The sequence below is a fragment of the Lichenicoccus roseus genome (assembly GCF_005844085.1).
Taxonomy (GTDB): domain Bacteria; phylum Pseudomonadota; class Alphaproteobacteria; order Acetobacterales; family Acetobacteraceae; genus Lichenicoccus; species Lichenicoccus roseus.
Genome location: NZ_VCDI01000001.1, coordinates 102,822 through 121,262 on the forward strand (window position 1 = coordinate 102,822; position 18,441 = coordinate 121,262).

Sequence of the window (18,441 nt, forward strand, 5' to 3'; positions counted from 1 at the left end):
ACGCCCTCTCTGCCCTGACCGCGCCCAGTGTTCAAGTGGGTGTTCAAGGATGGCCTGCCGAACCGGGCAGGCGATTGCAGGTGAATGCCGGCTGCCACAGGCGTTATGGTGGTCCGGCAGCAAGGCCCGCGCACACATGACGAGGCTGACCCTCTCCCTGGCGCTGCTCACCTTCCTGTTCTGGGGCGGGCATCTGCTGTACTATTTTCGTGTCCAGATCTACGAGTGGGTCGACAACCGGGTTTCCTACGAACCGGCGGTGGAGCGCCTGCGTGCCTGGTTCAGGCAGGGGCGGAGATAGTCTCCGGCGCGGCAGAACGGCCTGCGGCACGCCTGGCCTCGATAGAGTCCCACAGCAGTCCGGCGCTGTTGATGCCGTCGAAGCGGTCGATCTCCTGCAGCCCGGTCGGCGAGGTCACGTTGATCTCGGTCAGCCAGTCGCCGATGACGTCGATCCCCACGAAGATCAGCCCGTGGTCGCGCAGGTGCGGACCGATCCGGCGGCAGATCTCCTCGTCGCGCGCGGTAAGCGCCACCCGCTGCGCCACCCCGCCGACATGCATGTTCGAGCGCGCCTCGCCCTCCGGCGGCACCCGGTTGATGGCGCCGACCGGGTGTCCGTCGACCAGGATGATGCGCTTGTCGCCGGCCCGCACCGCCGGCTCGTAGCGCTGCACCATCAGCGGCTCGCGCGAGGCGGCGAAGAACATCTCCAGCAGCGAGGAGAAGTTCTCGTCGCCCTCGCGCAAGCGGAACACCCCGGCGCCGCCGTTGCCGAACAGCGGCTTGACGATGATGTCGCGGTGCTCGGCGCGGAAGGCGCGTATCGCCTGGACGTCCCAGCTCACCAGCGTCGGCGGCATCAGGTCCGGGAAATGGGTGACCAGCAGCTTCTCCGGCGCGTCGCGCACGGCGCGCGGATCGTTGACCACCAGGGTGTGCGGGTGGATGTGCTCCAGCATGTGGGTGGCGGTGATGTAGGCCATGTCGAACGGCGGGTCCTGGCGCATCAGCACCACGTCCATCGTCGAGAGGTCGAGCACCGTCTCCTCGCCGAGCGTCGCATGCGCGCCGAGGGTACGCTCGACCCGCACCGGCCGCGCCCGTGCGGTCAGCCGGTCGAGGCGCGGCGCATTGCGGTCGCCCCTGCCCTCGCGCAGGCTCATCTGCTTCACCTGGTAGACCCACAGGGAGTGGCCGCGCGCCTGCGCCTCGAGCATCATCGCGAAGGTGGAGTCCGCGTGGATCGCGACGCTCTCGATCGGGTCCATCTGGACGGCGACCTTAAGGGCGGGTCGCGGCGTGGTGTCGGGCATCGCTGTCTCCATCACGCAGGCGGATAGCGTATCGCCGTGACCTCGACCAGCACCGGCCCGCGCGGGGTGTCCATGCGCACCTCGTCGCCGACCCGGCGCTGCATGAGCGCCCGCGCCAGCGGCGACGCCAGGCTGACCTGCCCCGCCGCAAGCTCCGCCTCGTCGATGCCGACGATGGTGACCGTGCGCTCCTCGTCCTCCTCGGTCAGGTAGGTCACGGTGGCGCCGAAGAAAACCTGATCGCGCCGGATCTGCGCCGCCGGATCCACCACCTGGGCGCGGTCGATGCGCTTGCCGAGAAAGCGTGCCCTGCGGTCGATCTCGCGCAGCCGCTTCTTGCCGTAGAGATAGTCGCCATTCTCCGAGCGGTCGCCGTTGCCGGCCGCCCACGAGACGATCTCGACGATGCGCGGCCGCTCGTCGCGCATCAGCTGGTTGAGCTCCGCCTGCATCCGGGCAAGGCCCTCCGGCGTGATGTAGCGGGCAAGACCGGGCGCTGCGGCCGGTGCGTCGTCGTCCGCATCGTCATCGTCCGGGTCGCGCCCGGGCACGGCGTTCAAAGCGAGAGCAGTTCCAGCGTCACCGAGGCTTCGAGCGTTCCGCCCGGCTCCAGCACGACGAGGCCGTTATCCGGGATCTGCATGCGGTTGATGGCGTCGGTCATGTTGCTGGCCGGCTCGACGGCCAGGTAGCCGCGACCGGGCGGGGTGAATACCACGAGGTGGCCGAACGGCTGCGAGCCGGCGATGCGCAGGCCGTGCCCACGCGACGGCCAACGCAGTTCCGCCTCGTGACCCCAGCCGGTGAAGCAGTTGTCCAGGTCGGCGTCCGCCACCGGCCGGATCGGATCGAACCGCCAGTCGCCCTCGACCGCGAGCAGCGTCTCGGGCAGCGCGTCGGCGCCCGCCTTCCAGACCCCGGCGGCACTGAAGCCGAGCTCGACATCCGCATCGCGCGGAAAGAACGGATGGAAACCGAGACCGACCGGCTGCGCCCGCGCATCGGTGTTGCGGTAGCGCATGGCGACCAGCAGGCGGTGATCCTCGATGGCGTAGGTGATCGCGGCTGCATAGTGGAACGGCCACTGCTGCGCCGGCCCGACATGGTCGAGCGTCAGCGTCGCCAGCCCTTCGCGCTGCTCGGCGATCGTCCATTCGCGCATCCAGCCGTTGCCATGGATGGTGTGCGGCTCGCCGCCGAAATTCTCCGCCAGCTGGTAGTGCTCGCCACCGAACTCGAACCGCCCATGGCCGATTCGGTTGGAGAACGGCAGTAGCGGATACGCTCCCACGGGCACCTCGTGCTGGGCGGCGAGCTTGGGATCGCTGACCGGATGCAGGATGTCGATGCCGTCCCGGGTCCAGCTTGCCACCGCCGCCCCCAGCTCGGGCAGCAGGCGCAGGGTCGAGGCGCCGTTGCGTAACTCGATCATGGTGTTCAGCTCCTTTCGCGCGACCTGACGGGGGTAGGCAGCCGGCGTCAACCTCGCGGTGCAGCCCGGGTGGCCCGAAAGATCCGCATCGGCGGATTCTACCAGATCAAGGTCAGTATCCGTGCTCCTTCAGTCGCTCTGCATTCCGGATGGGCCACTGCTTCGAAAGCTCAGCGTCCGGCGATGAGGCCGCCATCCACGTGCAGGATCTCGCCGGTCGAGAAGGCCGCGTCCTCGAGGTAGAGCACGGCCCGCGCGATGTCCTCGATCTCACCCAGGCGGTTCATCGGATGAGTAGCGGCCAGGAGCTCGTACTTCTCGGGGGCATGCATCGGCGTCTTGATGACGCCCGGCGCTACGGCATTCACGCGCACGCCGCGCCTGGCATACTCGATCGCGAGGGCGCGCGTGGCCGAGTTCAGGCCGCCCTTGGTCAGCATCGCCAGGACAGCGGGCGCATGCGAGCTGGCGAACTCCGCTGTCGAGGCCGTGATCTGGACGATGTGGCCGCTGCCTTGGGCGAGCAAGACCGGGATGACCTGCCGGGTCGTGAAGAAGAAGCCGTCGAGGTTGGTCCTCAGCTTCAGCCGGTAATCTTCCTCGGTGTAGTCGGTGAACGGCTTGCCGATGAAGATGCCGGCATTATTCACCAGCGTATCGATCCGGCCGAACCTCTCGAGCGCTGCTGCGACGACGCGCTTGCCGGTGTCCGGATCGCCGATGTCGCCGGCTACCGTTACCAGGTCCGGATCGGTCGAAGGCCGGATCGAGCGCGACGTGGCGACGACGCCGTAGCCGCGAGCCCGGAACGCCCGGACGATCCCCTCGCCAAGCCCCTGGGAGGCGCCGGTGACGACCGCAATCCTCTTCGTGGAAACCATCGCTGAACATCCTTCTGTCTGACTTGCGGTCAGCATCTGGGGCGCTGTCGCTTACGGTAGAATTCGCTATTGCTGATCAGTGACTGAGAGAAAACGCACAGACATCGACTGGGAAGATGCTCGTATCTTCCTGGCGCTCGCCCGGCATGGCAGCCTGTCGGCCGCGGCCCGGGTGCTCTGCGTCAACCACGCGACGATCTCGCGCCGCCTGCATTCCCTGGAGGCGAGCCTCGGGCACAAGCTCGTCGAGCGCAGGCCCGGAGGCTATGTCCTGACGCCGGCCGGGTCGCATGCGGCGGATGTGGCAGGCGACATGGAACGGGCGGCCCGGAGCCTGACCCGCGGCCCGTCGGATGGCTCACCCGGCGGCCTGGTGCGGGTCGCTGCGTCGCCCGGCCTGTCAGCGGGCTTCCTCACCTCGCGCCTGGCAACACTGGCCATGCGCTACCCGAGGCTCGACATCGACCTTGCACCCGACCTTCGCGCCGTCAGCCTGGAGCGTCACGAGGCGGACATCGCCATCCGCTTCGACCAGCCAGAAGACGGCGACGTGCTGGCGCGTCCGCTGGCGACCGTCGGCTACGGGTTCTATGGGATCGAAGACGTCTGCCGGCTCGCCGAAGCGGGGGCCGATCCGGTCCTCGTCGGGTTCAACGAGGCGGACTCCACCCTGTCCCGCGCGACATGGCTGGCAAGACATTTCCCGCGCGCGCGGATGGCTTTTCGCGCCAAGGACCACGTTGCTCATGCGATCGCCGCGCGATCCGGCGCCGGTCTGGCGCTGCTTCCACACTATATCGGCCGCACCAGCCCGCTGCTTCGGCTCTGCGATCTCGGCCTGGTCCCGCCGAGCCGGGACGTGTTCCTCCTGGTCCGCAGGCGCGACAGGGAGCATCCCGCGATCCGGGTCGTGGCGGACGAGGTGATCGGCATGTTCGGGCAGGCGGGCGACCTGTTCGTCTAATCGCGCCGAAGCGCCGCGGTGGCGTGCTGTCGCTACCCTCGCCGCCTGCCGCGCCGCTTGTCCGGATCGTAACCACCGCCACCCGGCCCGAACGGCTCCGGCGTGCGATCCTTCTTGCCGCGCGCCTTCTGGTCGCGCGCACCGCCGCCGGTCGCCTGCGGTGGCGGTTCCAGCCCCAGGTCGAGCGCCTCCAGCCGCTTGATCTCGTCGCGCAGCCGTCCGGCGGTCTCGAACTCGAGGTCCGCCGCCGCCGCGCGCATGCGCTTCTCGAGCTCGGCGATCGACGACTTCAGGTCGCGCCCGACCAGCTCGATGGTGCCGGCATCCTTCACCGGCGCCACCGTCACGTAGTCCTGCTCGAACACCGAACGCATCGCCTCGCCGATATGCGTGCGTACCGACTGCGGGGTGATGCCGTTGGCCACATTCCAGGCAGTCTGCTTCTCGCGCCGGCGCGACGTCTCCTCGATGGCGAAGCGCAGGCTGTCGGTCATCTTGTCGGCATACAGCAGCACGCGCCCGTCCACATTGCGGGCCGCCCGGCCGATGGTCTGCACCAGCGAGGTCTTGCTGCGCAGGAAGCCCTCCTTGTCGGCATCCAGGATGGCAACCAGCATGCACTCAGGAATGTCGAGCCCCTCGCGCAGCAGGTTGATGCCGATCAGCACGTCGAACACGCCGAGCCGCAGGTCGCGGATGATCTCGATGCGCTCGAGTGTGTCCACGTCGGAGTGCAGGTAGCGCACCTTGATGCCGGCCTCGGTCATGTAGTCGGTGAGGTCCTCGGCCATTCGCTTGGTCAGCGTGGTGACCAGGATGCGGCCGCCCTGCCCGACCACGATGCGGCACTCCGCCAGCAGGTCGTCGACCTGGTGCTCGACAGGCCGGATCTCGGTCACCGGGTCGATCAGCCCGGTGGGTCGGATCACCTGCTCGGCGAACACGCCCGCGGTGCGATCCAGCTCCCACGGCCCCGGCGTCGCACTGACGAACACAGTCTGCGGCCTGAACTTCTCCCACTCGTCGAACCGCAGCGGCCGGTTGTCCAGGCAGGACGGCAGCCGGAAGCCGAACTCCGAGAGGATGGACTTGCGCGCGTTGTCGCCCCGCTCCATGCCGCCGATCTGCGGCACGGTGACATGGCTCTCGTCCACCACCAGCAGTGCGTCCTCGGGCAGGTACTCGAACAGCGTCGGCGGCGGCTCGCCGGGCAGGCGCCCGGACAGGTAGCGCGAGTAGTTCTCGATGCCCTTGCACACCCCGGTGGTCTCGATCATCTCGAGATCGAAGGTGGTGCGCTGCTGCAGCCGCTCCGCTTCCAGCAGCTTGCCCCCCGCCGTGAACTCGACCAGCCGGTCGCGCAGCTCGTTCTTGATCGAGATGGTGGCCTGGTTCAGCGTCGGGCGTGGCGTCACGTAGTGGCTGTTGGCGTAGATGTTGACTTCCTGCAGATCGGCGGTCTTCTCGCCGGTCAGCGGATCGAACTCGGTCAGGCTCTCGATCTCGTCGCCGAACAGCCCGACCCGCCACGCGCGGTCCTCGTTCTGCACCGGAAACACGTCGATGGTCTCACCACGCACCCGGAAGGCGCCGCGCTGGAACGCCGCGTCGTTGCGCCGGTACTGCTGCTCGACCAGGGCGCGTATCATGGTGTCGCGATCGATGGCGCCGCCAACCTCTAGCCGCACCACCATGCGCGAGTAGGTCTCGACCGAGCCGATGCCGTAGATGCAGGACACCGAGGCCACGATGATGACGTCGTTGCGCTCCAGCAGGGCCTGCGTCGCCGCGTGGCGCATGCGGTCGATCTGCTCGTTGATCTGGCTGTCCTTCTCGATGTAGGTGTCCGAGCGCGGCACGTACGCCTCGGGCTGGTAGTAGTCGTAGTAGCTGACGAAGTATTCGACCGCGTTGTCCGGAAAGAACTGCTTCATCTCGCCGTACAGCTGCGCCGCCAGCGTCTTGTTCGGCGCCAGGATCAGCGTCGGACGCTGCACCGCCTCGATCACCTTCGCCATGGTGAAGGTCTTGCCCGACCCGGTGACGCCGAGCAGCACCTGGTCGCGCTCGCCGGCCTGCAGCCCCGACACCAGCTCGCGGATCGCCGCCGGCTGGTCGCCGGCCGGCTCGTATGGCGAGACCACCGTCAGGGTACGGGCCTTGGCCTTGGCGGCCTGCTTCTCGGGCACGAACTGGTCGCCCTGGCGAGGACGGGCGTCGGCCTCGGCACGACGGGCTTTCTTTAGGGCGGCGGCGCTGGGCATGGGTGCAGAATTGGCCCCGAGGCCGGGGCGAGGCAAGCCCGGCGGCCGTGCGAACTCGACAGCAGGCCAAAGCGGCGCTACCCGCTAGCTCTCGTCGTCACTTCCGCAATCCACGCCCCACCCAGGACAATCACGCGCATGGCGGTCAGTCAGACACTCTACCGGGACGGCATGGCACGGCTGGGCGCTGCGGTGAACATCATCACCACCACCAGCCGGGAGGGCCATCACGGCCTGACCGCCTCCGCCGTCTGCTCGGTCACCGACACGCCGCCGACCCTGCTGGTCTGCATCAACCGCAGTTCGCGCTCGCACGACCATTTCATCATCGGCGGCTCGCTCTGCGTCAACGTGCTGACGCCGGACCATAAGGCGATCTCGACGGTGTTCGCCGGCCGGGACGAGATGCAGGTGAAGTTCTCGTCGGGCGAGTGGCACACCCTGGAGACCGGCGCGCCGGTGCTGAAGGGCGCCGCCGCATCGTTCGACTGCCGCATCACCCAGAGCATGCAGATCGGCACCCACAGCGTGCTGTTCTGCGAGGTGCAGACGGTGGCGCTCGATGGGCGCAACGAAGGCCTGATCTATTTCAACCGCGACTATCACGAGGTCGGCGGCTAGGTCTCCCCTGCTGGAGCCGGGACGACCCGGTTGCGCGCCCTGCAGGTCCCGCCGATGATGAAGGAGGGCCGGAAGACGAGGTGGCGCAGCTGCGCTCCGGTCGGACGCTCGATCCGGTCGAACAGCAACCATAGCGCCTCGTGCGTCATGTCGCCTGCAGGACGTGGTCCGGCGCTGCGGCCTGACCGCGCCCGGCCATCGCGGCCCTGGAGCCCTCGAGCCGATCACGGCCGGTGGTCACATGCAGCGGCCCGGTGATCGCGGCGACGCGGCGATGGCCGAGATCGAGCAGGTAGTCGGTGACCTGCCATCCCGCGGTGAAGTTGCCCAGAGTCACGCTGTCGTAGCGGTGGGCAGGCAGTTCCCGCCCGGACAGGACCGTCGGCGGCCCGGCGCCGGGAGCTCGCGGCGGGGGCGGCATCGTGGCCGCGACCGGCACGGGCATCACGCCGTCGCAGGACAGGGTGCGAACCCGCGCCAGGATCCGGCGCTCCTGCTCGGGCTGCTCGTCGCTGTTGAAGACCACCATCGTCGAGCCCCGGAACGCGATCGCCGCCTCGGCCGGGCAGACGATGCGGGCCACGGATATCGGATGGCAGTCGAGCTCGCAGATCGCCGCGGCTACCCGGCCCTTGAGCTCCGCGTTGACGAAAGCGGTCTCGTTCATCACCGCGGAGACGGTCGCGATCGAGACGCGAGCCGCGCGCGCGACATCCTCGATGGCTGCCAGTTCCGGCTCCGGCTGATCGGCCCGCTGCATTCGATCGTGATCCGCGGGGAAGGTCCAGCCTGCGGCGCACCAAACATCGGCTCCGGGCTTGTCATTGCAGAACCGGGTTTCGTGATTTCCGGGATCTGCGCCGCGCTGACCGGCATCCTGCTCGCCTCGAGGCTCGGCAGCGGCACTACGGGGGCCGGCGATCGTTATCTGCCAACTGCGCTCGCCGCGGTTTTCCTCGGGTCGGCCACCCTGCGCGACGGCGAGTTCCACGTGTCCGGACCGCTGGTGAGCGCACTGATCATCGCCTTCGGCTTCAACGGACTGAATATCTTCGGAGCCCCGACCTGGTCGCAATACATGCTGCAGGGCGCGATCCTGATCGTGGCGGTCGGACTGTCGAGCCTGGGACGGGCCATTGCCGAACAGTGACGGGAGGACATCGATGAGCAAGACCGACTGGACCATCCACGTGATCGAGTATGCACGGTCGAAAGACCAGCGCATGGGCGGCCTGATCCAGGGCGCGCCGCCCGACGAGGTGGTGGATCTGCCGTTCTCGTTCGTGCTCGCGCGGTCGAGCGCACACGTCGTGCTGGTCGATTGCGGCTTCATGCGCGACGGCAGCGGCGAGGCGATGAGCGTGAAGTTCGGCATTCCATACTGGATCTCGCCGCTGCGCATGCTGGCGGAGCTCGGCATCCAGGCCGACGACGTCACCGACATCGTGCTCAGCCACGCGCATTTCGACCACATGGGCTCGATCGACCGTTTTCCGAAGGCGCGGCTGCATATCCAGAAACGCGAAATCCTGAGCTGGCACGAGGCGATGGCGCTGCCACCGGCGTTCGGGTTCCTGACCGCGATCGTCAACCCCGACGATCTGCGTCATGCCTTCGACGCGGCTGTCGAGCACCGCCTGAACCTGGTGGATGGCGACCTGGACGATCTGTTGCCGGGCCTGCATGTCCGGCTTGGCATCGGGCACACCATGGGACAGCAGTTCGTGCTGATCGAGACGGCCCGCGGCACCCTGGTCGTCTCCGGCGACTGCGTCTACACGCGGAGCAACCTCTGCGGTCACAACAACGACGGCGTCTACGTGCCGCTGGTCAACGCCGTCGGCGCCGCATGGGACCAGCTCAAGACGATCGACCGCATCAACAAGGCGATCGACGGCGATCTGTCCCGGCTGGTCATCCTGCACGATGCCGCGCGCTGGGAGAATTTCCCGGTCGTGAAGGAGATCGAGGGCTTCCGGATCGTCAAAATCGCCTGAGCGGTCCGGGCACGATCCCGGCGTGCGTTACTTCAGGTGCTGGTTTTCGCCGGAACCCGCGGTATCGGCGTCATCCGGCTGCGGTCCTCGTCCCATAGTGCAAAGCTCGGCGCCCGCAGGGCATCGTGCAGGGTCAGGATCGTCGCCTGTCCGGTGATCTCGCCGCATGCATCGTGGCAGGCCTGCAGCCGGTAGTTTGGGATACCCGGACGCAGATGATGCACATGGTGCAGGCCGATATTGCCGCTGAACCATTGCAGCACGCGTGGCAGCTTCAGGTATGATGCCCCGTGCAGCGAGGCCTGCCGGTAGTTCCACTCACCGGACCGCGACCATTGCGAATCCTCGAACCGGTGCTGCACCGAGAACAGCCAGATCCCGATGATGGCGGCGAGCGCCACGGCCGGCCCATGCACCAGCGCCACCGCGACCCAGCCCATCCGCGCCACCAGGCCGGCGAACACGCAGAGCAGGGCGACATTGAGCAGGACGACGCTCAGGCGCTCGCGGCGGCAGGAAGCCGGGGTGTCGAACGGCACCCGGTACAGCAGGACGAACACCACCGGAGGCAGCAGGAGATGCAGCAGCGCCGGATGATGGGTGACCCGGTAGCTCCAGCGCGCCATGCGTCCGAGCCGGTGATATTCGGCCACGGTTAGGCAGTCGGAGAAGAAATCCGCCGGCACGCCGCGGCCGTCGAGATTGTTCCAGCTCGCATGATGGCGCGCATGCAGACGGCGCCAGTAGGCGAACGGCGTCAGGGTGACGAGGCTGCAGGCGAAGCCGACCACGTTGTTAAGACGCGCCGTGCGGAACAGCGAGCCGTGGCCGCAATCGTGCTGCAGCATGAAGATGCGCACGATCAGGCCACTGGCCGGCAGCGCCAGCAGCAGCGTCAGCCAGATGCTCACATGGAGGGCGGCATACATCGCAACGACCAGTGCGACGTAGAGGCCGAACGACGATGCGGTCTGCCATGCGGCGCGGCCGGCCAGCGCGCCCTGGTAGGATTTCAGATCGGCCGTGTCGGGCGTGGTGGGGCGCATGCGTACCGGTGTATGCGCCCCCGGGACCATCCGCCATCGCTGTAGGCCGGTTTTCCGCTTGCGGAATCTACCTATCGCGACCGTCTACTGCGCCGTGAAGCCGCCATCGACCGGCAGCGCCACGCCGAGCACCAGGCTGGCGGCCGGGCTGCACAGCCACAGCACGGCGGCGGCGACCTCTTCCGGGCGACCCATCCGGCCGATCGGTTGCCGCCCCAGGAACTCCTTCATCGAGGCGCAATCGATGCTATCGCCCATCGGGGTGTCGATGCAGCCGGGGCAGACCGCATTCACCCGGATGCCATGCGCGGCATAGTCCAGCGCCGCCGCCCTGGTGAGGCCGATCACGCCGTGCTTGCTGCCGTGATAGGCGGCACGTCCGGCCAGCCCGACCAGGCCGCCGAGCGACGAGCAGTTGACGATCGCGCCGCTGCCCTGGCCGCGCATCTGCAGCAGCTCGTGCTTCATGCAGGTCCAGACACCGCGCAGGTTGACGGCATTCACCCGATCGAACGCCTCGCCGGTCTCGTCGGTGATGTCGCCCATCGGCCCGAGGATGCCGGCATTGTTGTAGGCCATGTCGAGCCGGCCGAACTCGGCGACGGCGCACGCCACCATGGCGGCCGCCTGCGCCTCGTCGGTGACGTCCACGACCATGCCTGTCACCTGGCGCCCGGCGCCGCGCAGCCGGTCGGTCGCGTCGTGCAGCGCCTGCCGGTCGAGGTCGGTCATCAGCACGGCGGCGCCGGAGGCCGCGAAGGCCCCCGCGGTGGCCAGCCCCAGGCCGGAAGCGGCACCGGTCACCAGGGCCACCTGGCCCGTGAAATCGTAGGTCGGGTTCATCGTCGGGTTCCTGTGATGGTCGCGTGTCAGAGGCCGGTCATCGCCTCGACCGCCTCCGGATAGCGGTTGCCCTGGATGGCGATGCCCGCCGCCGCAGTCTCCAGCTCCTCCAGGTCGGCGGCGTCGAGGGCGACCTGCGCCGCGCCGAGGTTCTCTTCCAGGCGGGACAACCTGGTGGTGCCGGGGATCGGCACGATCCACGGGCGCTTCGCCAGCAGCCAGGCCAGCGCGATCTGTGCCGGGGTCGCACCCTGGCGTCGTCCGAGCTGTTCAAGCAGATCGACCAGTGCGCGGTTGGCGCGGCGGGCCTCCGGCGTGAAGCGCGGCAGGGTCGCCCGGTTGTCGCCGTCGGCGAACACGGTGGTCCCGTCGATGCTGCCGGTGAGGTAGCCGCGGCCGAGCGGGCTGTACGGCACGAAGCCGATGCCGAGCTCGTCGCACAGCGGCAGGATCTGCTGCTCCGGCCGGCGCCACCATGGCGAATACTCGTTCTGGATGGCGGCAACCGGCTGCACCGCGTGTGCGCGGCGGATGGTCCCGGCGCCGGCCTCGGACAGTCCGAAATGCCGCACCTTGCCTTCCGCGATCAGGTCGCGGACGGCGCCGGCGACCTCCTCGATCGGGACCGCGGGGTCGACCCGGTGCTGGTAGAACAGGTCGATCGCGTCGACACGCAGACGCCGGAGCGATGCCTCGGCCACCTGCCGGATGCGCGCCGGGCGGCTGTCGAGCGCAGCACCGCCCTTGCCCCCGGGACCGAGGTCGAAGCCGAACTTGGTCGCAATCACGACCTCGCCTCGGAACGGCGCCAGCGCGTCGCCGACCAGGGCCTCGTTGGTGAACGGCCCGTATACCTCGGCGGTGTCGAAGAAGCTGACGCCGCGCTCCACGGCACCGCGCAGCAGGGCGATCATCTCGCCGCGGTCGGGCACCGCGCCCCGATGGTGGTTCATGCCCATGCAGCCCAGGCCGATGGCGGAGACCACCGGACCGTCGCTGCCAAGCCTGCGTGTCTGCATCCCCTGCCCTCCTGTCCGCACGACAGCGATATGGCGGAGGATGGCCGGCACGATTAGCCGTTCAGCGGCGCATGCACCGATAAGCCCGGCTTATGAATGCTCCACGTCGGTGCCGGGGGATCAGTGGTTGTCGCGCGGCAGGCCCTTGGTCTGCGCGATGCGCTGGTAGGCGACCGCCGGCTCCAGCACCGCGCCGGTCTCAAGCTGCCCGACCACGCCGCGCTGCAGCTCCTGCCAGGGCGTCTGGTGGGCGGGATAGCGATAGCCGCCGTCCGCCTGCAGGGCGACCCGGCGCTCGGCGATCTCGGCCTCGGCCACCAGCATGTCGACGCGACCCTGGCGGAGGTCGACGCGCAGCCGGTCGCCGGTGCGCAGGATGGCGAGATTTCCGCCCGCCGCCGCCTCCGGCGACGCATTCAGGATCGAGGGCGAGCCGGAGGTGCCGGACTGCCGCCCGTCGCCGATGCAGGCCAGCGCGTGCACGCCCTGCTGGATCAGGTACGCCGGTGGCCGCATGTTGACCACCTCGGCGGCGCCCGGATAGCCGATCGGTCCGGCACCGCGCATCACCAGGATGTCGTGCGTGGTGATGTCGAGCGCCGGATCGTCGATGCGGGCGTGGTAGTCCTCGGGGCCGTCGAACACCACGGCGCGGCCCTCGAAGGCCTCGGGATCGTCCGGGTTGGCGAGGTAGCGCTCGCGGAACTCCTCGGAGATCACGCTGGTCTTCATGATCGCCGAGGTGAACAGGTTGCCATGCAGCACCAGGAAGCCGGCACGCTGCTTCAGCGGGCGCTCGAACGGCCGGATCACCTCCGGATCGAGCGTGCGCAGGTGGCCGCTGGTCTGGCCGATGGTGATGCCCTTCACCGTCATCGCCTGCTCGCGTATCAGCCCCTGGCCGATCAGCTCGCCGACCACCGCCGGCACGCCGCCGGCGCGGTAGTAGTCCTCGCCGAGATACTCGCCGGCTGGCTGCAGGTTCACCAGCAGCGGAATGTCGTGGCCGTAGCTCTGCCACTCCTCGATCGGCAGCTCGAGGCCGAGATGACGGGCGATGGCGGCAAGATGGATCGGCGCGTTGGTCGAGCCGCCGATCGCGGAGTTCACCCGGATCGCGTTGATGAAGGCGTCCTTGGTCATGATGTCGGACGGCTTGAGGTCCTCGCGCACCATGTCGACGATACGACGCCCGGTCTCCCAGGCCATCTCCTGGCGGTCGCGATACGGCGCCGGGATCGCCGCCGAGCCCGGCAGCTGCATGCCCAGCGCCTCGGCCAGCGAGTTCATCGTGGTGGCCGTGCCCATGGTGTTGCAGTAGCCGGCCGACGGCGCGGATGATGCCACCAGCCTGACGAAGCCCTCGTGGTCGATCTCGCCGGCGGCCAGCAACTGCCGCGCGTGCCAGATGATGGTGCCCGAGCCGGTGCGCTGGCCGCGGAACCAGCCGTTCAGCATCGGCCCGACCGATAGCGCGATCGCCGGGATGTTGACGGTGGCCGCCGCCATCAGCAGCGCCGGCGTGGTCTTGTCGCAGCCGATGGTGAGCACGACGCCGTCGAGCGGATAGCCGTACAGCACCTCGACCAGGCCCATGTAGGCGAGATTGCGATCCAGCCCGGCAGTCGGCCGCTTGCCGGTCTCCTGGATCGGATGCACCGGGAACTCGATGGCGATGCCGCCGGCCTCGCGTATGCCCTCGCGCACGCGCTCGGCCAGGATCAGGTGGTGGCGGTTGCACGGCGACAGGTCCGAGCCGGTCTGCGCGATGCCGATGATCGGGCGCCCGGACTGCAGCTCCTTCTGCGACAGCCCGAAATTCATGTAGCGCTCGAGATACAGCGCGGTCATGTCCGGGTTGTGCGGATTGTCGAACCAGGCCTGCGAGCGAAGACGCTGCTGGGTGCCGTTATCCTGCCCGTTCGACATGGTGATGCTCTCGTTGCCTGTCTGTCCGGTGGCCACCGCGCCGGCGCACCGCGCCGGCTACCTCCCGGATGTCATTAGTCAGACAAATAATCGCGAAAGAACAGCGATACAAGCCGGATGGGGGAACCGTCCCGGCAGGCCCCCGGAGAGTGGGCTACGGACGGCGCGCGAGCGCCAGGATGTGCAGGCCGGCATCCGCCAGCAGCGGATCGTGCGCCGCCGCGCGATCGATCGCGGCGTACAGACCATCCTCGTCCGCCAGCGGCGCGCAGGCGGCGAGCCGGCCGGACGCCGTCGCGGTTACCGCCAGCGCATGGCAGCGCACATCGACCAGTCCGGCATCCAGAAGCGCCGCCTTCAGCGTGCCGCTGTCATAGAGGCGGCGCTTCGGCCGGCGCCGCTCGGGATGCCACCGCTCGGGAGCATGCCCGCGCTGCTGCTCCTGCAGCCAGCCCAGCACCAGGGAGAGCAGGTTCTCGACGCGGACGCAGAGGATGCCGCCAGGCTTCACCAGGCCGACCAGGCGCTGCAACGCCAGGAACGGATCGGCAGCCGACTGCAAGGTCGCCGTCGCCAGCACCAGGTCGCCGCGATCCTTGTCTGTCCACTCGATGCGTTCGGCTTCGGGGCCGGTGATCTCGTCGCCGGCCAGGCTGGTGACGCGGCAGCCGCGTTCGATCCAGCGACGCGTCCAGCGCGCGCCACCGCGGTCGGCCTCGACGACATGCGCGCCCGGCGGCAGCGGGATGGCGGAGACCAGCTCCCAGGCGAGCGCATCGTGCAGCCGGCGATCGGCGGGCGCGTCATGCCAGCGCAGCTCCATGACTTCCAGCAACGCGTCCACCACCGGCGGCGCCGGCAACGCGGGAAAATCCATTGCCGCAGTCATGCGGGAGTAGTCCTCGGGTCGACGGTCGGCAAACAGGTGTGTCACGGCAGATCAGTCCAGCCTGGATGAAGACCTTCAAAGCATATCTCCCCGGTCGGGGCATCGTTATTGTATGCGATCGAAAGTAAATGACGGCGTTTTAGCGTTCCAAAGTTGTAACGATCAAACAACCGTCGCGTCTTCGATGCTGCTAACCGGCCATCCGTTGCAACGACGCGGCGGCATCGCGGTCGTCCCACCGTACCGGGCCCTGGATGCGGGCGACCTCCTGGCCGCCGCGATCGATCACCAGGGTGGTCGGAATGCCGTCCAGCCGCAACGCCATCATGGTTTCGCTGTGCGGATCCAGCAGCACCGGCAGGTTGCGTATGCCGTGCGAGGCATAGAACGGCGTCACCGCCGCGGCCCCGGCACGGTCGAGCGAGACCGCCAGCACCGTCATCGGCGGCTTCGATGCCGCCATGGCGCCGGCCAGCGCATCGAGCGCCGGCATCTCCGAGACGCAGGGGGTGCACCAGGTAGCCCAGAAGTTCAGGATCACGCCGCGACCGGCATAGTCGGCCAGCGTGCGCCGGACGCCGTCCGCGGTGGTGAAGGCGAGCGCAGGCAGCGCGGCCGGTGCATGTGGCTGCAGGTCGGCGATGCCGCGGGGCGCCGGGCCGGGGGCGGCAGGCGGCGCGGCGTTCCGCGCCGGACCGGTGCCGGGCGCCTCCGGGCCCGGAGTCGGTGCTTGGCGCAGGGAATTGCGTGCGACCAGGGCGGCCAGTAGGGTCCCACCCGCCGCCAGCAGGCCGCGGCGCATGACGATTGGCGTGATCAGGGGCATCTGCATGTCTTTAGAAGCGGGCGACAGGCAGGGGAAGCCCGGCGCATTGCCAGCAAGTGCCGCCGCGGGAAGCGGGGCGAATGCCCAGTGGGGCGGACGCTTCGCCGGCGGACCGTCCGCGATCATGCAGGAGATCAACGCCTCGATCGGCTTCGACCGCGCGCTGTGGCGGCAGGACATACGCGCCTCGCTGGCGCACGCCGCCATGCTGGCGCGCACCGGCATCATCGAGGCCGCCGACGAACAGGCGATCCGTGCCGGGCTGGAGCAGATCGCAGGCGAGATCGAGGCCGGGCGCTTCGAATTCGACGCCGCGCTCGAGGACATCCACATGAACATCGAGGCGCGGCTCTCGGAGCGCATCGGCGAGGCTGGCCTGCGGCTGCATACCGCGCGCAGCCGCAACGACCAGGTCGCCACCGACTTCCGGCTCTGGGTACGCGACGCCATCGACGGCCTCGACGCGCAGGCCGCCGCCCTGATGCTGAGCCTGTCGCGGCGGGCGCTGCAGCACGCCGCCGACCCGATGCCCGGCTTCACCCACCTGCAGACCGCACAGCCGGTCACCTTCGGGCACCACCTGCTGGCCTATGTCGAGATGCTCGCACGCGACCGTGGCCGGCTCGCCGATACAGGCCGGCGCCTGAACCAGTGCCCGCTCGGCTCGGCGGCGCTGGCCGGCACCTCGTTCCCGATCGACCGCCGCATGACCGCGAGCGCCCTCGGCTTCGACCGTCCGTGCGGCAACTCGCTGGACGCGGTCTCCGACCGGGACTTCGCGCTCGAATATCTCTCCTCGCTGGCGATCATGGCGATGCACCTCTCGCGCCTCGCAGAGGAGATCGTCACCTGGTGCTCGTCGCCGTTCGGCTTCATCCGGCTGTCGGATGCCTTCACCACCGGCTCCTCGATCATGCCGCAGAAGCGCAACCCGGACGCCGCGGAACTCATCCGCGCCAAGACCGGCCGCATCACCGGCGCGCTGGTCGGGCTGCTTACGGTGATGAAGGGACTGCCGCTGGCCTATGCCAAGGACATGCAGGAGGACAAGGAGCCGGTGTTCCAGGCCACCGGGAGCGCCAGCCTGTCGCTTGCCGCGATGGACGGCATGGTGCGCGACCTGGTCGCCGAGACCGGACGGATGAACGCGCTGGCTGGTTCCGGCTATGCCACCGCCACCGATCTCGCCGACTGGCTGGTGCGGGTGCTGAAGCTGCCGTTCCGCACCGCACACCACGTCACCGGCCGGCTGGTCGGCCGCGCCGAGGCGCGTGGCGTGGATCTGGCCGGCCTGTCGCTTGCCGAGATGCAGGCCGAGGAGCCGGGCATCACCGGCGACGTGTTCTCGGTGCTGACGGTGGCCGCCTCGGTGGCGTCGCGCACCAGCGAGGGTGGCACCGCCCCCGGCAACGTGCGGCGGGCGGCACAGGGCTGGATCGCGCAGCTGTCCGGTGACGCGCAACCGGGGGACGGCGCATGAGGCGGTTCGTGCTGCTGGCACTGGTGCTGCTGATCGGCCTGCCGCTCGCTGCCTGCGGACGCAAGGGCGCGCCGCACGCGCCCGGCCCGGCCGACCGCATCATCTATCCGAAATCGTATCCGACGGAGTAGCCGCCGGGGCCGCCACCAGGGCCGCCGCGCGACCGCCGACGCTACCGATCCGCGCCTCGATCTGCACCCCGATCACCACCCACCGCCCGGCGGCGTCGCGGGCGAGCAGCGGCGCGCCGCTGGTGCCCCTGGTGCCGGCGCAATCGTGGTCCAGCACCTGTCCCGGCCCGATCCGCCTGATGCCGAGCAGCCGGCAGGGTGCTCCGCTGGCCGCGACCTCGTCGCGATCCGCGCCATAGCCGGCCATCGCCAGGGGGGTGCCGGAAGCCGGTAGCGCGTGCGCGATACGCAAGGTCTCGGCAACGGGCGCGATCGGATGGTCCAGCAGCAGCAGCGCCCGGTCCAGGGCCTCCGGGACCGGACGCCCGCGATCGGCGCCGGGCGGCAGGACGAACCGGCGTGCCTGGGCGTGTGCGGCGTAATCGCCCATCCGGTAGCGCAGCAGGACGTGCACCGAAGCCGGCTGCAGCAGACGCCCGGTCGCATCAGAGTACAGGCAGTGTGCCGCGGTGACGGCGATATCGGGTGCGATCAGGAAGCCGGTGCACCGTGCGCCCAGTTGGGTCTGCACGCGCAGGAGGCCCTGCCAGGGCGGGACCTGCAGGGAGACCTCGTGCGGACGCTGGCTACCCTCGCCGGGGAGCACGGTTGCCTCATGAAGCGTCGCTGCCCCGGGAAGCGTCGCCTCCCCGTGCCGCGGAGGCGCTGGTACCTGCGGTCGTGCGGCGGACAGCGGCCATGGCGCAAAAGCCGCAGCGAGGAGGAAAATCCGCGGCAGCCTGATCATTCCGTATTCAGATCGT

At 69.0% G+C, this 18,441-nt stretch carries 20 protein-coding genes; 7 read left to right on the top strand and 13 right to left on the bottom strand.

The annotated features are described in order from the left end of the window. Window positions 1-136: 136 nt before the first annotated feature. A complete protein-coding gene (locus FE263_RS21950) occupies window positions 137-301 on the top strand; it encodes a hypothetical protein (protein WP_171033860.1) in 165 nt (54 codons plus the stop codon). Here the strand turns inward: FE263_RS21950 and gshB are convergent. From gshB to FE263_RS00435, 4 genes are all read right to left on the bottom strand, one after another. Further along, on the bottom strand, window positions 282-1,316 hold the full coding sequence (gene gshB, locus FE263_RS00420) for a glutathione synthase (RefSeq protein ID WP_138323991.1): 1,035 nt from the start codon (window positions 1,314-1,316) through the stop codon (window positions 282-284). The genes FE263_RS21950 and gshB overlap by 20 nt on opposite strands. Before the next feature lie 11 nt (window positions 1,317-1,327). After that, a complete protein-coding gene (greB, locus tag FE263_RS00425) occupies window positions 1,328-1,867 on the bottom strand; it encodes a transcription elongation factor GreB (RefSeq protein ID WP_205880264.1) in 540 nt (179 codons plus the stop codon). 5 nt (window positions 1,868-1,872) lie between these two features. Beyond that, window positions 1,873-2,748 (bottom strand): aldose 1-epimerase, encoded by an 876-nt coding sequence (locus FE263_RS00430; protein ID WP_138323993.1) that lies wholly within the window; start codon window positions 2,746-2,748, stop codon window positions 1,873-1,875. 170 nt (window positions 2,749-2,918) lie between these two features. Beyond that, entirely contained in the window at window positions 2,919-3,629 is a 711-nt protein-coding gene (locus FE263_RS00435; RefSeq protein ID WP_138323994.1) for an SDR family NAD(P)-dependent oxidoreductase, read from the bottom strand. 79 nt (window positions 3,630-3,708) lie between these two features. Between FE263_RS00435 and FE263_RS00440 the strand changes: the two genes are divergently transcribed. Further along, window positions 3,709-4,593 (top strand): LysR family transcriptional regulator, encoded by an 885-nt coding sequence (locus FE263_RS00440; protein WP_138323995.1) that lies wholly within the window; start codon window positions 3,709-3,711, stop codon window positions 4,591-4,593. 32 nt (window positions 4,594-4,625) lie between these two features. On the opposite strand, the gene uvrB is transcribed toward FE263_RS00440, so the two are convergent. After that, window positions 4,626-6,857, bottom strand: coding sequence for an excinuclease ABC subunit UvrB (uvrB, locus tag FE263_RS00445; protein WP_138323996.1), 2,232 nt, complete (start codon window positions 6,855-6,857; stop codon window positions 4,626-4,628). A 138-nt stretch (window positions 6,858-6,995) separates the two neighbouring features. Here uvrB and FE263_RS00450 point away from each other — a divergent pair, with 138 nt between their 5' ends. Then, complete coding sequence (locus FE263_RS00450) at window positions 6,996-7,478, top strand: flavin reductase (protein ID WP_138323997.1); 483 nt, start codon at window positions 6,996-6,998, stop codon at window positions 7,476-7,478. 145 nt (window positions 7,479-7,623) lie between these two features. On the opposite strand, the gene FE263_RS00455 is transcribed toward FE263_RS00450, so the two are convergent. Further along, the gene (locus tag FE263_RS00455) at window positions 7,624-8,238 is read right to left on the bottom strand and encodes a LacI family DNA-binding transcriptional regulator (protein WP_205880223.1); all 615 of its coding nucleotides are present in this window, start codon (window positions 8,236-8,238) and stop codon (window positions 7,624-7,626) included. A gap of 81 nt (window positions 8,239-8,319) precedes the next feature. On the opposite strand from FE263_RS00455, the gene FE263_RS00460 reads away from it, so the two are divergent. Together FE263_RS00460 and FE263_RS00465 are read left to right on the top strand one after the other, a co-directional pair. Next, window positions 8,320-8,628 (top strand): ABC transporter permease subunit, encoded by a 309-nt coding sequence (locus FE263_RS00460; protein WP_205880224.1) that lies wholly within the window; start codon window positions 8,320-8,322, stop codon window positions 8,626-8,628. A 13-nt stretch (window positions 8,629-8,641) separates the two neighbouring features. Continuing rightward, a complete protein-coding gene (locus FE263_RS00465; RefSeq protein WP_138323998.1) occupies window positions 8,642-9,475 on the top strand; it encodes an MBL fold metallo-hydrolase in 834 nt (277 codons plus the stop codon). Window positions 9,476-9,507: 32 nt separating this feature from the next. On the opposite strand, the gene FE263_RS00470 is transcribed toward FE263_RS00465, so the two are convergent. The 6 genes from FE263_RS00470 to FE263_RS00495 form a co-directional block, all read right to left on the bottom strand. Beyond that, on the bottom strand, window positions 9,508-10,521 hold the full coding sequence (locus FE263_RS00470; RefSeq protein ID WP_138323999.1) for a fatty acid desaturase family protein: 1,014 nt from the start codon (window positions 10,519-10,521) through the stop codon (window positions 9,508-9,510). An 84-nt stretch (window positions 10,522-10,605) separates the two neighbouring features. Continuing rightward, complete coding sequence (locus FE263_RS00475; RefSeq protein WP_138324000.1) at window positions 10,606-11,364, bottom strand: SDR family oxidoreductase; 759 nt, start codon at window positions 11,362-11,364, stop codon at window positions 10,606-10,608. Window positions 11,365-11,390: 26 nt separating this feature from the next. After that, a complete protein-coding gene (locus FE263_RS00480) occupies window positions 11,391-12,383 on the bottom strand; it encodes an aldo/keto reductase (protein ID WP_138324001.1) in 993 nt (330 codons plus the stop codon). A 120-nt stretch (window positions 12,384-12,503) separates the two neighbouring features. Then, complete coding sequence (locus FE263_RS00485; RefSeq protein WP_138324002.1) at window positions 12,504-14,312, bottom strand: IlvD/Edd family dehydratase; 1,809 nt, start codon at window positions 14,310-14,312, stop codon at window positions 12,504-12,506. 154 nt (window positions 14,313-14,466) lie between these two features. Continuing rightward, window positions 14,467-15,246 (bottom strand): class I SAM-dependent methyltransferase, encoded by a 780-nt coding sequence (locus FE263_RS00490; protein WP_138324003.1) that lies wholly within the window; start codon window positions 15,244-15,246, stop codon window positions 14,467-14,469. A gap of 145 nt (window positions 15,247-15,391) precedes the next feature. Beyond that, window positions 15,392-16,027 (bottom strand): TlpA disulfide reductase family protein, encoded by a 636-nt coding sequence (locus tag FE263_RS00495; RefSeq protein WP_240758916.1) that lies wholly within the window; start codon window positions 16,025-16,027, stop codon window positions 15,392-15,394. 46 nt (window positions 16,028-16,073) lie between these two features. Here FE263_RS00495 and argH point away from each other — a divergent pair, with 46 nt between their 5' ends. Both argH and lptM read left to right on the top strand, forming a co-directional pair. After that, a complete protein-coding gene (gene argH, locus FE263_RS00500; RefSeq protein ID WP_240758917.1) occupies window positions 16,074-17,507 on the top strand; it encodes an argininosuccinate lyase in 1,434 nt (477 codons plus the stop codon). After that, window positions 17,504-17,638 carry an LPS translocon maturation chaperone LptM gene (lptM, locus tag FE263_RS22765; protein ID WP_276611155.1) on the top strand — a complete coding sequence of 45 codons (135 nt, stop codon included), beginning with the start codon at window positions 17,504-17,506 and terminating at the stop codon, window positions 17,636-17,638. The genes argH and lptM overlap by 4 nt, the downstream gene beginning before the upstream one ends. Here the strand turns inward: lptM and FE263_RS00505 are convergent. Continuing rightward, window positions 17,607-18,284, bottom strand: a complete 678-nt coding sequence (locus FE263_RS00505; protein ID WP_171033861.1) for a trypsin-like serine peptidase — start codon at window positions 18,282-18,284, stop codon at window positions 17,607-17,609. The two genes, lptM and FE263_RS00505, sit on opposite strands and share 32 nt — an antisense overlap. Window positions 18,285-18,441: the final 157 nt, after the last annotated feature.

What these genes read in the sequence shown, in the direction of transcription:
- FE263_RS00480 (WP_138324001.1), bottom strand. Translation starts at nt 12,383, where the DNA reads ATGCAGACACGCAGGCTTGGCAGCGACGGTCCGGTGGTCTCCGCCATC.
- FE263_RS00430 (WP_138323993.1), bottom strand. Translation starts at nt 2,748, where the DNA reads ATGATCGAGTTACGCAACGGCGCCTCGACCCTGCGCCTGCTGCCCGAG.
- FE263_RS00450 (WP_138323997.1), top strand. Translation starts at nt 6,996, where the DNA reads ATGGCGGTCAGTCAGACACTCTACCGGGACGGCATGGCACGGCTGGGC.
- gshB (WP_138323991.1), bottom strand. Translation starts at nt 1,316, where the DNA reads ATGCCCGACACCACGCCGCGACCCGCCCTTAAGGTCGCCGTCCAGATG.
- FE263_RS00485 (WP_138324002.1), bottom strand. Translation starts at nt 14,312, where the DNA reads ATGTCGAACGGGCAGGATAACGGCACCCAGCAGCGTCTTCGCTCGCAG.
- FE263_RS21950 (WP_171033860.1), top strand. Translation starts at nt 137, where the DNA reads ATGACGAGGCTGACCCTCTCCCTGGCGCTGCTCACCTTCCTGTTCTGG.
- FE263_RS00435 (WP_138323994.1), bottom strand. Translation starts at nt 3,629, where the DNA reads ATGGTTTCCACGAAGAGGATTGCGGTCGTCACCGGCGCCTCCCAGGGG.
- FE263_RS00455 (WP_205880223.1), bottom strand. Translation starts at nt 8,238, where the DNA reads ATGCAGCGGGCCGATCAGCCGGAGCCGGAACTGGCAGCCATCGAGGAT.
- FE263_RS00470 (WP_138323999.1), bottom strand. Translation starts at nt 10,521, where the DNA reads ATGCGCCCCACCACGCCCGACACGGCCGATCTGAAATCCTACCAGGGC.
- FE263_RS00495 (WP_240758916.1), bottom strand. Translation starts at nt 16,027, where the DNA reads ATGCCCCTGATCACGCCAATCGTCATGCGCCGCGGCCTGCTGGCGGCG.
- uvrB (WP_138323996.1), bottom strand. Translation starts at nt 6,857, where the DNA reads ATGCCCAGCGCCGCCGCCCTAAAGAAAGCCCGTCGTGCCGAGGCCGAC.
- FE263_RS00465 (WP_138323998.1), top strand. Translation starts at nt 8,642, where the DNA reads ATGAGCAAGACCGACTGGACCATCCACGTGATCGAGTATGCACGGTCG.
- lptM (WP_276611155.1), top strand. Translation starts at nt 17,504, where the DNA reads ATGAGGCGGTTCGTGCTGCTGGCACTGGTGCTGCTGATCGGCCTGCCG.
- FE263_RS00475 (WP_138324000.1), bottom strand. Translation starts at nt 11,364, where the DNA reads ATGAACCCGACCTACGATTTCACGGGCCAGGTGGCCCTGGTGACCGGT.